Raw genomic sequence first — 13,633 nt, 5'->3', positions numbered from 1 at the left:
TGACGTTGCGGAGTAGCGAGTCAATTGAAAGAGTTTAGCCGTACAGCGCGGATAGCGGATTTTTTAAAGCGAGAGTTGGGTACGTTTATCCAGAAGGAGCTTAGGGACCCGCGTCTTGGCATGGTCAGTGTCATAGACGCTCAGGTCAGTCGTGACTTGAGCCATGCTAAGATTTACGTCACCGTCATGGGTAAAAATACGCCTGAAGAGGCGAAAGAGTCTCTCGATGTGTTGAATAAGGCCGCGGGTTTTTTACGAAGCCAAGTCGCCAAGATCAACAATGCTCGCACTACTCCGCAGTTGCGATTTTATTACGATACCAGCGTTAATCGTGGCCAACATATCAGTAAGCTTATTCAAGATGCAGTTGACGCTGATCGCAGCCGTTATACGGATAGCGACGGGGAATAGCTGCATTGGCGAGACGTCGTAAAGGCCGGTCTGTTGACGGTATTTTGGTATTGGATAAACCCCCCGGTCGTTCTTCTAATGGTGCAATGGTCACCGCTCGGGCAATTTATAATGCCAGTAAAGCGGGGCACACCGGCGCCTTAGATCCTTTGGCGACAGGTGTATTGCCTGTGTGCTTTGGTGAGGCGACCAAGTTTTCGCAATTTTTATTGGATGCAGATAAAGAATATCGCAGCCACTTCATTTTTGGTCAGCAAACCGATACTGGCGATGCCGAAGGCAGCGTATTGGCGGAAGTTGACGCGTCACATCTCACTGCAGCCGAACTTGAATCGCAAATAGCCAAATTGCGTGGTGATATTTTGCAAGTGCCACCCATGTATTCGGCGCTTAAGCGTGACGGTAAGCCGCTGTATGAATTGGCACGTAAAGGCATAACGGTTGAGCGTCCTGCACGGCCGGTCACGATTCGAGAGTTTGTATTGGAATCCTTTACGCCGGGTGCGCTAGCGGTGGCTGTGGTGCGCGTTCGGTGCACCAAGGGAACGTATATTCGCTCGCTGGCTGAGGATTTGGGCGCGGCTATCGGTTGTGGCGCGCATGTGTCGAGTTTGCGTCGCTTACAGGCTGGCCCGTTTGTTGAGGCTCAGTCGGTATCGACAGAGCAATTACAAGCCCTTCGCGACCGCGAAGATTTTGACGGGTTAGATGCGTTATTGTTGCCAATCACCGATGCGTTGGGTCATATCCCTCAACTTACCCTAGGCGACACTGCGGCCTACTATTTACTGCAAGGGCAGCCGGTGCAGGTATCCGGTGCGCCGACATCGGGCGAGGTTGTTTTACTCGCCGAGGGCGGAAAATTCCTCGGAATTGGTGAAATTTTAGACGATGGGCGCGTTACACCTCGTCGTTTGCTTTCAACTGTGGGATAATGCGCGGCTGAATTTGTGCCGGGACACCGGTAAAAGGAAATGAAGTTAGTGGCAAAAGGCCATTTCTTCCGAACCTGACTGTAAATATGCGCGGTCTGGCTCGATTTATAAACGCATATTCGTAATGAGGAAAGAGAAGATGGCATTATCTGCTATTGAGAAGGCTGATGTTGTTAAGGATTACCAAACTGCTGAAGGCGATACGGGTTCTCCAGAAGTGCAGGTAGCTTTATTAACAGTTAACATCAACAAACTACAGGGTCACTTTGAAGGCCACAAAAAGGATCACCACTCACGTCGTGGTTTGATTCGCATGGTAAACCAGCGTCGTAAATTGCTGGATTACTTAAAACGCAAAGACCAAGAGCGTTACAGCAAATTGATCAAACGTCTAGGTCTGCGTCGCTAAAACAAGAATAAGTGAGGGGGCCTTAGTGGCCCCCTTATTACTTTATATAACCCTTATTTTGGGAGGAATTACTCCGTGAATCCCGTTACTAAAACATTCCAGTGGGGCAGCCAGACTGTTACCTTGGAAACCGGCCGTATCGCTAGACAAGCGACTGGCGCGGTATTGGTTACTATCGATAATACGCAAGTTCTGTGTACCGTTGTGGCGGCAAAATCTGCCAAGCCTGGTCAGGACTTTTTCCCTCTGTCTGTACATTACCAAGAGCGTACTTACGCCGTTGGTAAAATTCCAGGCGGTTTCTTCAAGCGCGAAGCGCGTCCTTCAGAGAAAGAGACATTAACGTCACGTCTGATCGATCGCCCGATTCGTCCATTGTTTCCTAAAGGTTTCCAGAATGAAGTGCAGGTTATCTGTACTGTAATGTCTGCAGACAAAGAGAACGATCCGGATATCGCCGCGTTAATTGGCACCTCAGCAGCGTTGGCTGTGTCTGGTGTTCCATTTGCAGGTCCTGTTGGCGCAGCACGCGTTGGTTTTACTGCAGAAGATGGCTACATCCTTAACCCCAGCTTTGCACAGCTAGAAACAAGCCTGTTAGATATGGTTGTTGCCGGTACGCAAGACGCTGTATTGATGGTTGAGTCTGAAGCGCAGCAGTTAACCGAAGATCAAATGTTGGGTGCAGTGTTATACGCACACCAAGAAATGCAAGCTGCGGTTCAAGCAATCAAAGAGCTTGCGAGCGAAGCTGGCAAAGCAGTTTGGACTTGGGCGCCTCAAGAAGAAAACACCGCATTGTTGGGCGCGGTAGCTGGCGGTTACAAAGCTGGCTTGGGTGATGCTTACCGCATTACTGATAAAATGGAACGCTATGCTAAAGTTGGCGAATTGCGTAACCAAGCTATTGCTGAATTGGCGACTGGCGACGAAGCACAATACAGCGCCGACGACGTTCGAGGTGTATTTGCGAAGCTAGAAAAGCAAATCGTTCGTCAACGTATTTTGAACGGTGAGCCGCGTATTGATGGCCGTGATGGACGCACCGTGCGTCCAATCAATGTTGAAGTTGGTGTACTTGGTAAGGCGCACGGTTCAGCTTTGTTCACCCGTGGTGAAACTCAGGCTATCGGTGTTGCTACCTTAGGCACTAGCCGCGATGCGCAGTTTGTTGATGCGTTGGCTGGTGAGTTTAAAGATAACTTCATGCTTCACTACAACTTCCCTCCCTATTCAGTAGGTGAGTGTGGTCGTATGGGTAGTACTGGCCGTCGCGAAATCGGTCACGGCCGCTTGGCGCGTCGGAGCTTGGAAGCAGTTTTGCCAAGCGTAGAAGATTTTCCGTACACTATTCGTGTGGTGTCTGAAATTACCGAATCAAACGGTTCTAGCTCCATGGCATCTGTCTGTGTTGGCAGCTTGTCATTAATGGATGCAGGTGTGCCGCTTAAAGCACCCGTTGCCGGTATCGCAATGGGTCTGGTTAAAGAAGGCGAGCGCTTCGCAGTCTTGACCGATATCCTCGGTGACGAAGACCACTTGGGTGACATGGACTTTAAAGTTGCCGGTACTGCCGACGGTGTTACTGCATTGCAGATGGACATCAAGATCGAAGGTATTACTCAAAAGATTATGGAAGTGGCGCTTGAGCAAGCTCAGCAAGCTCGTTTGCATATTCTTGGTCAGATGAATCAGGTTCTTGCGACCTCGCGTAGCGGTGTTTCTGATAACGCACCAAGCATGCACGTGATGAAAGTGGATTCCGATAAAATCCGTGACATCATCGGTAAAGGCGGCGCAACTATTCGCGCTATGTGCGAAGAAACTGGCGCGCAAATCGATATCGAAGACGACGGTACCGTCCGTGTATACGGTTCTGACTCAGCATCACGCGATGATGCGGTAAACCGTATTCTGGCAATTACTGCAGAAGCTGAAGTTGGTGCAACTTACACTGGTAAAGTAGCTCGTATCGTAGACTTTGGTGCGTTCGTGACTATTCTGCCAGGTAAAGATGGCCTTGTGCATATCTCTCAGATCTCTGATGAGCGTGTAGAAAATGTCAGCGACTACCTCACCGAAGGTCAAGATGTTCAGGTTAAAGTACTGGATGTTGATGCTCGTGGTCGTATCAAGTTGTCTATTAAAGAAGCGATAGCTGATAGCGCTGCAGCAGTAGCAGAAACGAGTGAGTAAAGCGCTGAATAAGCGTTAATCCTTTCTCGAGAAGCCCCGCTATGCGGGGTTTTTTTTGCCTGTAAAAAGCTTATTCATAGAATTTTATATTTGAAACGTAGACAAGCTCGTTGGCTGTGCTAATCTCTGCCTGCGGTTTTTAAATATAAAATTTACGAGGGATTGACTATGAAGAAACTATTTATCGCATCGGCTTTAATAGCATGTTCAAGCGCATCATTTGCTGTTGCGCCCGGTGGTCCAAATTGTGGTTGGGGCAATATGTTGTTTGCTGGCCAATCTGGCTTGCCATCACATCTCGTTGCCTCTATTACTAACGGCACGTCTGGTAATAACACTTTCGGAATGACCTCTGGTACAAATGGTTGTTCAGCTGATGGCCAGTTGACGTATGGCGGCAAGAAGGTGGTCAACGTTGGCGCTATCATGGATGAATTTTCTGAAGATGTAGCCCGTGGCGATGGCGAAGCATTAACCGCTGTTGCTGTGTCACTAGGTATTAGTGCAGAAGATCGTGCTGTGTTTAAAGAAAGTCTTCACAATAATTTTGACAGCTTATTCCCCTCTGCGGATGTGCAAGCTGATGCGGTTATGGCATCGATTTTTGCCATCATGAAAGAAGACCAACGCTTGTCAAAATACGTCTCATAGTTTTATTCAATATTGAGATTGTTGGCGGCCCTTCGGGGCCGTTTTGCTATTGAGAACAATAATGTTTGAAAGCCGTGTGGCAGTGCTGATACTGCTATTTACTGTGTCGTTACCTGTATATTCACAAATGCAGCCAGTTCAAGAGGTCGACCGCTTACAGCTGTTGAATAGTGCGGCTTGGCGGGCTTTATTACATATTCCGCGCGGTACTACTTTTTTCGATGGCGTGGCGGCTAGCTATATAGACGATACTCGGTTTTTTCTTGCTGCTAACGGCGCAATGGATCAAGAAGCGGAGTTAACAGAGACTCTAACAGCATTCGCTGAGAACCCTGTTGAAACGGCATGCCGATACCCCGCACGATATCTGTGGTTATCCCGTCAACATATCGTAGTGTCAGGCTTGCTAGATCATTGCCAGGAGTACACGGAGTGGCGCGAAAAAATAGATATTGAACGCGTGGTGCTAGTGCTGGCCGCGAGCTATTTGAATAGTCCTTCCTCGATGTACGGGCATACATTTTTGCGCTTAGACCCCGCAGGTGAGCGCAGCGAAAGTGCGTTTTTATCCTATGCTCTAAATTTTGCGGCGAGTATTCCTCCGGGCGAAAACGGTATGTTGTATGCCTACCGAGGAATATTAGGTGGCTATCCCGGTTTATTTAGCATGCAACCTTATTATGAAAAAATTCAAGAATATAGCCGTCTTGAAAATCGTGATATTTGGGAATACCCGCTAACACTAACAGCTGATCAAATTGATATGCTCATGGCGCATACTTGGGAGTTGCGTGATATTAATTTTGATTATTATTTTTTTGATGAGAATTGTTCCTTTCGGCTATTAGAGTTACTTGAAGTTGCGATGCCTGACTTGGACTTAACGTCTATGTTTGCGCGGGCAGCGATGCCCGTAGATACAGTGCGACAGGTGGTTGAAAGTGGCTTAACTGAAGAGCCGAGCTATCGGGCGTCTAGGCGCGTAGAGCTTGAAACGGTGCTGATGGGCTTAGATGCTGCGCAAAAAGAGTTGGTGTTGCGCTTGGCAGCAGATGAGAAAGAGCTCACTGATCCGCGTTATTTACGATACACCACGTCGGAGCGTCAGCAGATAGTAATGGCTGCTTATCGGTATTTGCGTTACACCAGTAACCGTGAGCAACGAAGCCCTGGGCAGGCGACACGTAGCCTGACACTGCTCCGCGAGATTCAGTCTTACGGCTCACAGTCATTGCCCTTACCTCCAGTGCCGGGTCGGCCAGATCAGGGGCATGCGACGTCATTACTCGGTGTGACTGGCGGTGTTCGAAAAAGCAGGCAGTATGCAGATTTAGAGTGGCGTATTAGTTACCACGATGCCTTAGATTCGGTGGCTGGCTATCCTGAAGGCGCGACCCTGATGATGGGGCAGCTTAAACTCCGCTGGCAAGATAATGAGTCGCTTCGCCTGCAGCGATTTGATCCAGTAGCGATTCGATCCTTGGCGCCCCGTAACGCCTTTTTCTCTCCCTTGAGCTGGCAGGTAAATGCAGGACTTGAGCGCTTGGATACATCGCCAGATCAAAGCTTAGTTGCCAGAGTAAGTGGTGGCGCAGGTGTATCTACAGAATTTGTTGGCGGAGTTGCCTATATTATTCCGGGGGCGCGATTAGAACACAATGACGATGCCGATAATCGCTTGCGCATAGGGCCGCAAATAAGCGTTGGCCAGCTATGGCAGGGCAGCCGCTGGGCAACAGAGTTGAGCGCAAGTTATATTGATTTTGGTGGTGGAAATGATGTGGGCGAAGGGGTAAAGCAACGCCTGTCACTTAGCTCAAATGTGACAATTGCGAAGAATCAGGCTATTCGCGCCAGCGTGGATTACCATAAGGATTATGGAGCTGAATCTGCGGCTTTAGAATTGTCATGGCGACAGTATTTCTGATGGATAAAATAAGCTGCAAAACTTGGCGTACCCGCGTACTACTGCTGTTTTTGGCGGTGCTGGTGAGTGGCTGTGAGAGTCTATTGTTTTTTCCTCAGCAGCAGCTCATTCGAACGCCCGCTGATGTTGGCTTGAATTATCGTGATGTCAGATTCTCGACCGCAGATGGCGGCGAAGTACATGGCTGGTGGTTGCCCGCTAAAGATAAAGCACTTGCTACGGTGTTGTTTGCTCACGGCAATGCTGAAAATATAAGTACCCATTTGGCCAGTGTGTATTGGTTGCCAGAGCGCCATATTAATGTACTTTTAATCGATTATCGTGGCTATGGTGAGTCACCTGGGTATCCGAGTGTTAAAGGTGCTCAGGCAGATATCGTGGGTGCATTGGATTGGTTGTCTATTAAGTCCGATCAGGCAGATTTGCCTTTAGTAGTCTTGGGGCAAAGCATTGGAGCAAGCTTAGCGGGTGTCGCTGTCGCGCGGACTCATGAGAATTACCCCAATTTGGCGGGCGTAATTTTAGATGCTGGTTTTACGGGCTATGGCGATATCGCGAAAAAAGTGGCGGCAGGAAGTTGGCTCACTTGGCTGTTTCAGTATCCCGCTAACTGGGCGATGCCTCAGGGTGATGATCTAGTTGATGAGATCGCGAATATTTCGCCGCTTCCCTTGATGTTAATTCACGGTAGACAAGATTTGGTGGTGCCCTATTCTCACTCCGAAACTCTGTTTGCTGCTGCCAAACAAGCAAAGCAGCGACTAAGCTACCAAGGTGGTCATATAGAGACATTTTCGATATTAAAAAACCGAGATGCTGTCGACGCGTTTATTCGCGATGCGGCCAAGGTGTGGCGCGCATCGCAATAAGCTGCATTTAAGACAGCATTCCTATTAGTGCTGATGACCGCCTTCACCATGGGCATGGCGATGACGAATTTCTTCGTCGGTGGCGTCCCGAATATCTTTGATGAGTATTTTAAAGGTAAGGGTTTGTCCGGCCAGCGGGTGATTTAGGTCTACATCGACTGAAAATTTACCCACTTTGATCACTGTGGCGTTGCGCATGCCTTTGTCGGTATTAAAACGCACCGCTTGGCCGACCTTTATTTTGCCTTCGTGTTTGAGGTATTTGGCGGGAATACGCTCTGATTTATTGGGCTCGATATTCCCGTAGGCATCTTCCGGGGGAAGAGTGACCTCAAATTCATCGCCTACAGTGTGGCCAGACATGGCTTTTTCTAAGCCGCTTATAATGTTATCTGCACCGTGCATGTATAAAGATGGCGTGTCGTTGAAATTGTCTTCCAACACGGCGCCTTGGCCATCGCGTAACTCATAGTGAAATGACACGACTTTATTGCGACTGATTTCCATGATTTCTCCTCGTTGCGTTCTGTTATCGCGCAGCTATCTCAAGGCGCGTATAGTAATCGCGAAATCCACGTAGTGGTAGGGCGTTTTAGTGAATCTGATAGGAGAGTTACTATGGGCGATGTGCTGCCCTTTAAGCGAAAGTCACCGCTGGGCAAAACGCCAAATACCTTGTGTCGTGAAGGCTTTCACAAATGGCGGGTTGATAAGGCTAAGCAGTTTGATGTGAAGCTGGGGAAGTTGATTACCGTGTATGTTTGCGAGCGTTGCGGTGAAAAGAAAATCACCGCACATTAGAATAGAATTGCAGGGGCTTAGTGATGACCAGTGGCACTAATTTCGTCACTGATGATTGCCAGCCAGTTTTGCGCTTCATCTAGGCCTTCGACGGCTTTGACGACACAGGCGATGCCTAGTAAATGCTCTTTTAGTAATTTGCGCATGGGGAGATCGAGTTCCTGGGCCTGTTCTTGTAGAAACAAGAAGGCTTGTGCGCTAACGTCGTCTATATGCATCTGCTGCGTATCTTGACGATATTCTGATAGGCTTACTACTTTTTGCGCAGTCATGTTGGATCTCCTCTGATCAACGTGGATTCAGTATACGGAGACTTGCGCTAAGTGAATCTTCGTAATTACCCTTAGAGCGCAAAGTGTTCAGTAGTGGGTTGTACCTAGTGGTGCGCCGTGAATTTTTGATAAGGATTGAATAACAGAATATGTCAGAAACTATTGTGATTGGCGCCGACGGCGTCGAGCAAATGCCACTGAAAAGCTACACCGAGAAGGCGTATTTGGATTATTCCATGTACGTTATTCTCGATCGCGCCCTGCCAAATATTGCCGATGGCCTTAAGCCGGTGCAGCGCCGCATTGTTTACGCAATGAGTGAGCTTGGCCTTAAGTCTAATGCTAAGCATAAGAAGTCTGCGCGTACTGTGGGTGATGTTATCGGTAAATTCCACCCCCATGGTGACAGTGCTGTGTATGAAGCCATGGTGTTGATGTCGCAGAACTTCTCTTACCGCTATCCGCTTATCGACGGTCAGGGGAACTGGGGGTCGCCAGACGATCCGAAATCCTTTGCGGCGATGCGTTACACCGAGTCTAAATTAACCAAATACGCCGAGGTGCTGCTCAGCGAATTAGGCCAAGGCACGGTTGATTGGGTACCCAACTTCGATGGCCAAATGGATGAGCCCGCTACCTTACCAGCGCGGGTGCCAAATATTCTACTCAACGGTACAACCGGTATAGCGGTGGGCATGGCCACGGATATTCCACCTCACAATTTGCGTGAGGTGGTCAGCGCCTGTATTCATTTACTGGATGCGCCCAATGCCAGTGTTGCTGAGCTATGTGAACACGTAAAAGGTCCTGATTTTCCTACTGACGCAGAAATTATTACCCCTGCGGAAGATCTGCGGAAGATGTATGAAAGTGGCCGCGGTTCTCTGCGCATGCGCGCGCTTTGGCAGGATGAGGGCGAAGACATCGTCATCACGGCTTTGCCTCATCAAACCTCGGGTTCCAAAGTGCTGGAGCAAATTGCCCAGCAAATGCAGGCCAAGAAGCTACCGATGGTGGTGGATTTGCGGGACGAATCAGATCACGAAAACCCAACTCGGTTGGTGATTATTCCCCGCTCTAATCGTATCGATAAGCAGGCGGTGATGAATCATTTGTTCGCCACCACTGATCTAGAGCGCAGCTACCGCGTGAATATGAATGTGATCGGTATCGATGGTCGTCCGCAGGTAAAAGGCCTCGATAAAATTTTATCTGAATGGCTGGAAATTCGCACAACGACAACGCGTCGTCGCTTAGAATACCGCTTAGATAAAGTACTTAAGCGTCTTCATATTTTAGATGCCTTGTTGATCGCATTTTTAAATATTGATGAAGTCATTGCGATTATTCGTGAAGAAGATCAGCCCAAGCCGGTATTGATGGAACGCTTTGGCATTACTGATACGCAAGCTGAAGCGGTGCTCGAATTAAAATTACGGCATTTGGCGAAGCTTGAAGAAATGAAGATTCGCGGTGAGCAAGATGAGCTTGCCAAAGAGCGCGATGGTTTAGAGTTAACTCTCGGTTCTGTGCGTCGTATGAAGAGTTTGGTGCGCAAAGAATTGCTGGCAGCTGCTGAGGAGTTTGGCGATGACCGCCGTTCCCCATTGGTAACACGCTCCGAAGCGCGTGCATTTTTAGAAGAAGATATTGTCTCCGCTGAGCCGGTAACTGTTGTGCTGTCAGATATGGGTTGGATTCGATCCGGTAAAGGTCACGAAATTGATCCACTTAGTCTGAGCTATAAAGCGGGTGATCGCTATAAATTGTCGGTGAAGGGCAAGAGCAATCAACCCGTGATTATTCTTGATAGCACGGGACGAACCTACACAGTTGCGGCCCACGGCCTGCCATCTGCGCGCGGCCAAGGTGAACCACTAACGGGTAGGATCAATCCGCCGTCAGGAGTGAATTTCACTGGCATGATGATGGGGAGCGATGACGGCCACTATTTATTGGCGTCTGACGCTGGCTATGGCTTCATCGCTAAATTGTCTGACCTGCAGAGCAAGAATAAGGCGGGTAAAGCTGCGCTGACCTTGCCTAAAGGTGCCTTGGTACTGCCGCCAGTAGCGATTGCAGACATGGAAACTAGCCATGTTGTTGCCGTCACAACAGAAGGGCGCATGCTAATCTTCCCAATTAAAGATTTGCCGCTGATGCCCCGTGGCAAAGGTAATAAAATGATCGGCATTCCGTCAGCTAGAGTCGCCAATCGAGAAGAGTATGTGTCAGCGGTGGCTATTTTCTCTGAGCGCGATATCTTAAAAGTGATCTCAGGTAAGCGACACTTGTCCTTGAAGTTCTCTGAACTGGAGCACTATTTAGGTGAACGCGGACGACGTGGACATAAATTGCCGCGTGGCTTCCAAAAAGTGGATGCTTTGCAAACGGTGGCAGCTGGCTAAGATTTTTGGCTGTTGCTCAAAAAGGCGGAGAGCCATTTAGCTCTGCGCCTTTTTGAGTAGAAGATTAGCTAGTTGATGATCTGAGCGCGTCTTGCTTATACGAGTCCAGGGTTAATTTTTTAAGCTGGGTTTGCTGTCTCTCTAATAAATCACTGTAAGGCGATTTCATCGCGCTGACGTGATTGCCACGAATATCCACCCATGCATCTAAGCGTTCATTGTTTCGACTGCCGTCGTCTAACCAAGTGCCTTTGCCTTCGGATGTGACGGTGTGCAGTTGATCGATTGCTGCACACTCTTTGGCGGCGCATTCCCAGTGATCACCTTCGCCGTAGATGTGTGCGATGCCCGCGCGGCTGCGCAATACTTTGTCTAGGCTTTGAAATAAGTCTGCGCAGCACAGCGCGCGAAATAACGGGTAGTCAGTGCCTGCGACCTCAAAGAAACGCAGGGTAATGGCGTTGTGCCGGTGAACGACAATATCGGCGTGGTAAAGTTTGGCAATTGCCTCGCCGCGGGCGTAGCTAGTGCGCAGGTGCTCCTTAAAACTATCGGGCGCCATTTGCGTTTTAAGGGCGTCATAGGCCTGCCAGTGGCAGTGCAAAACATAGTAATCTTTGAAGCGGTTTTTGCCGAGTTTGCTAAGCCTAATCTGCGGATTATGTATTTCCTCTAACAATAGTCCTAAGCTGTCGATACCAGGATAACTGCTGTGATCATTTCTTAAGGGTTGCGCCATACGGGCGCGGGCTAGCTCTAAAAACCCTTCTATACGGCGCATGGGCACCGCAATAATGGCGTAACTAAAGCAGGCTAATAAGCCGGTAAGAATTAGCAGCGTTTTACCTAAGTCGCGTATCTCGTCGCCAATGAGCTCCCGACTTAGTGATAGTTTTACCAGACCCAACCGCCCGTCGGCGGCAACCGGCGATTCGTAATTCAGATTTTCAGCGCGCCAGTGTCCCGTCTCCGCAACAGTTTCGTCACGGGAATTGGCGATACTGCCATAAACAATGAGTGGGCTATTGATATAGTCTTGTAAAATAGCCTGAAGGCTTACTTTGTCGTTCCGCAGCAGCGCCTGTTGGCTTTGTGATGCCAGTTGATTAGTCCATTGCTGGCCTATTAAACGGGTGGTTTCAAGTAGTATCTGCTTACTGGCGGTCATGCTGGTCAGTAATAATGTCATACCTGCAATAGCGCATATCAGTGCGGTAATGAGCCCGCATTTTGCGGACAAAGGTAATTTGAGGAGCTGCTTGAGCATTGTGAACATTCCATCTGGAAAGCGAGGCTGTTGTTATTTTAAGAGTATATCAAGGAACGCTCTGATTAATTACTGTGCTCGGCATCTTGGGTATCGGGAGTATACAAAATGCGCATTTACTCCGTGTAAACTCCGCTTTTTTAGCGTGGCCGCCGACCACATAGTATTTGCTCTCTATATTAAACAGCGTTTTTCAAGGTTGCAGAGCTTGGGTGGAGTCACGTCTACCGCTACAATACGCCGATTGCTGCAGGGGGTGGTGTGAACGAAATCATATTGATCAATATAGCGGGGGATGATCGGCCCGGGGTGACGAGCACGATCACCAGTATTTTGGCAGACCATCAGGTGAATATCTTAGATATCGGCCAAGCGGTTATTCATGACAATTTGTCTTTGGGCTTATTGGTAGAAGTGCCAGCAGGCGTTGAAGCGGCCAGCATCCTTAAGGATATTTTATTTCGCACCCATGAAATGGGCATGCAGGTGCGCTTTCTGCCAGTCAGCCCTGAGAGTTATAACCAGTGGGTGTCGGGTCAAGGTAAGCAACGTCACATTGTCACCTTATTAGCGCGCAAAATTACCGCGCGGCATATTGCCGGTGTTACCGATGTGGTATCTCGCTATTCATTAAATATCGACCGTATAGATCGTTTGTCTGGACGGGTGCCTTTAGAAGGTGTGGCGCAACAATCGAAAGCATCTGTGGAGTTGTCTGTTCGGGGGAATTTGCCCGACGCTACTGACTTCCGTAAGGAGCTGCTGCACTTAGCCAGCGAGATGGATATCGATATTGCCTACCAAGAAGACAATATGTTCCGTCGTACGCGCCGTTTAGTCGCCTTTGATATGGATTCTACGCTGATTGAAGCGGAGGTCATTGATGAGCTTGCGATTGCTGCGGGTGTTGGTGAGCAAGTTGCAGAAATTACCGAGCGCGCGATGCGTGGTGAGATCGATTTTACCGAGAGTTTTAAGGCGCGGGTGGCGTTACTCAAAGGGCTCGATGAATCGGTGTTAGCCGGTATTGCGGAAGGTTTGAAAATTACGGAAGGCGCTGAAAACTTGGTCTCTACCTTGAAGTTGCTGGGCTATAAAACGGCAATTCTATCTGGCGGTTTCACCTATTTTGGTCACTACTTGCAACGCAAGTTGGGTATTGATTATGTCTACGCTAATGAGCTGGTTATTCGCGATGGCCATGTCACTGGCGAGGTAGAAGGTATCGTCGTAGACGGCAAGCGCAAGGCAGAATTGTTGCGCGAGATCGCTCAGCGAGAAGGTTTAGATTTGGAACAGGTCATCGCGGTTGGCGATGGCGCGAATGATTTACCGATGTTAAGTATCGCCGGTTTAGGTATTGCTTTCAGGGCGAAGCCCATTGTTCGTGAAAATGCCAAGCAGTCTATTTCGACCCTAGGCTTGGACGGTATTTTATATTTGCTGGGAATTAGCGATCGCTTAACGGGGAAATAGCCCCGGTAGCG

At 48.9% G+C, this 13,633-nt stretch carries 13 protein-coding genes; 10 read left to right on the top strand and 3 right to left on the bottom strand.

Annotated features, from left to right (window positions below):
- Window positions 1-24: 24 nt before the first annotated feature.
- From rbfA to O9X78_RS11870, 7 genes are all read left to right on the top strand, one after another.
- Entirely contained in the window at window positions 25-411 is a 387-nt protein-coding gene (rbfA, locus tag O9X78_RS11900; RefSeq protein ID WP_269619910.1) for a 30S ribosome-binding factor RbfA, read from the top strand.
- A gap of 5 nt (window positions 412-416) precedes the next feature.
- Window positions 417-1,346, top strand: coding sequence for a tRNA pseudouridine(55) synthase TruB (truB, locus tag O9X78_RS11895; RefSeq protein WP_269619909.1), 930 nt, complete (start codon window positions 417-419; stop codon window positions 1,344-1,346).
- A gap of 139 nt (window positions 1,347-1,485) precedes the next feature.
- A complete protein-coding gene (rpsO, locus tag O9X78_RS11890) occupies window positions 1,486-1,755 on the top strand; it encodes a 30S ribosomal protein S15 (RefSeq protein WP_103682983.1) in 270 nt (89 codons plus the stop codon).
- A gap of 75 nt (window positions 1,756-1,830) precedes the next feature.
- The gene (gene pnp, locus O9X78_RS11885) at window positions 1,831-3,951 is read left to right on the top strand and encodes a polyribonucleotide nucleotidyltransferase (RefSeq protein ID WP_269619908.1); all 2,121 of its coding nucleotides are present in this window, start codon (window positions 1,831-1,833) and stop codon (window positions 3,949-3,951) included.
- 168 nt (window positions 3,952-4,119) lie between these two features.
- Complete coding sequence (locus tag O9X78_RS11880) at window positions 4,120-4,602, top strand: DUF3015 domain-containing protein (RefSeq protein ID WP_269619907.1); 483 nt, start codon at window positions 4,120-4,122, stop codon at window positions 4,600-4,602.
- A gap of 61 nt (window positions 4,603-4,663) precedes the next feature.
- Window positions 4,664-6,529 (top strand): Lnb N-terminal periplasmic domain-containing protein, encoded by a 1,866-nt coding sequence (locus tag O9X78_RS11875; RefSeq protein ID WP_269619906.1) that lies wholly within the window; start codon window positions 4,664-4,666, stop codon window positions 6,527-6,529.
- Window positions 6,511-7,398, top strand: coding sequence for an alpha/beta hydrolase (locus O9X78_RS11870; RefSeq protein WP_269619905.1), 888 nt, complete (start codon window positions 6,511-6,513; stop codon window positions 7,396-7,398). Before O9X78_RS11875 ends, O9X78_RS11870 begins: the two co-directional genes overlap by 19 nt.
- 24 nt (window positions 7,399-7,422) lie before the next feature.
- Here O9X78_RS11870 and O9X78_RS11865 read toward each other — a convergent pair whose 3' ends face one another.
- On the bottom strand, window positions 7,423-7,905 hold the full coding sequence (locus tag O9X78_RS11865) for an FKBP-type peptidyl-prolyl cis-trans isomerase (RefSeq protein ID WP_269619904.1): 483 nt from the start codon (window positions 7,903-7,905) through the stop codon (window positions 7,423-7,425).
- Window positions 7,906-8,016: 111 nt separating this feature from the next.
- Here O9X78_RS11865 and O9X78_RS11860 point away from each other — a divergent pair, with 111 nt between their 5' ends.
- Window positions 8,017-8,199: a hypothetical protein gene (locus tag O9X78_RS11860; RefSeq protein WP_269619903.1), complete on the top strand. Its 183-nt coding sequence runs from the start codon at window positions 8,017-8,019 to the stop codon at window positions 8,197-8,199.
- A 17-nt stretch (window positions 8,200-8,216) separates the two neighbouring features.
- Here O9X78_RS11860 and O9X78_RS11855 read toward each other — a convergent pair whose 3' ends face one another.
- Entirely contained in the window at window positions 8,217-8,471 is a 255-nt protein-coding gene (locus O9X78_RS11855) for a hypothetical protein (RefSeq protein WP_269619902.1), read from the bottom strand.
- Window positions 8,472-8,620: 149 nt separating this feature from the next.
- On the opposite strand from O9X78_RS11855, the gene parC reads away from it, so the two are divergent.
- Window positions 8,621-10,879 (top strand): DNA topoisomerase IV subunit A, encoded by a 2,259-nt coding sequence (parC, locus tag O9X78_RS11850; protein ID WP_269619901.1) that lies wholly within the window; start codon window positions 8,621-8,623, stop codon window positions 10,877-10,879.
- Window positions 10,880-10,943: 64 nt separating this feature from the next.
- On the opposite strand, the gene O9X78_RS11845 is transcribed toward parC, so the two are convergent.
- Window positions 10,944-12,146, bottom strand: a complete 1,203-nt coding sequence (locus tag O9X78_RS11845; protein WP_269619900.1) for a hypothetical protein — start codon at window positions 12,144-12,146, stop codon at window positions 10,944-10,946.
- A gap of 261 nt (window positions 12,147-12,407) precedes the next feature.
- Between O9X78_RS11845 and serB the strand changes: the two genes are divergently transcribed.
- Window positions 12,408-13,622, top strand: a complete 1,215-nt coding sequence (gene serB / locus O9X78_RS11840) for a phosphoserine phosphatase SerB (RefSeq protein ID WP_269619899.1) — start codon at window positions 12,408-12,410, stop codon at window positions 13,620-13,622.
- Window positions 13,623-13,633: the final 11 nt, after the last annotated feature.

It is taken from the genome of Zhongshania aquatica, from assembly GCF_027257955.1.
In the GTDB taxonomy this organism is placed as follows: domain Bacteria; phylum Pseudomonadota; class Gammaproteobacteria; order Pseudomonadales; family Spongiibacteraceae; genus Spongiibacter; species Spongiibacter aquatica.
The sequence above is the reverse complement of the archived record's forward strand: the minus strand, read 5'-3'. Positions and strand labels throughout refer to the sequence as shown.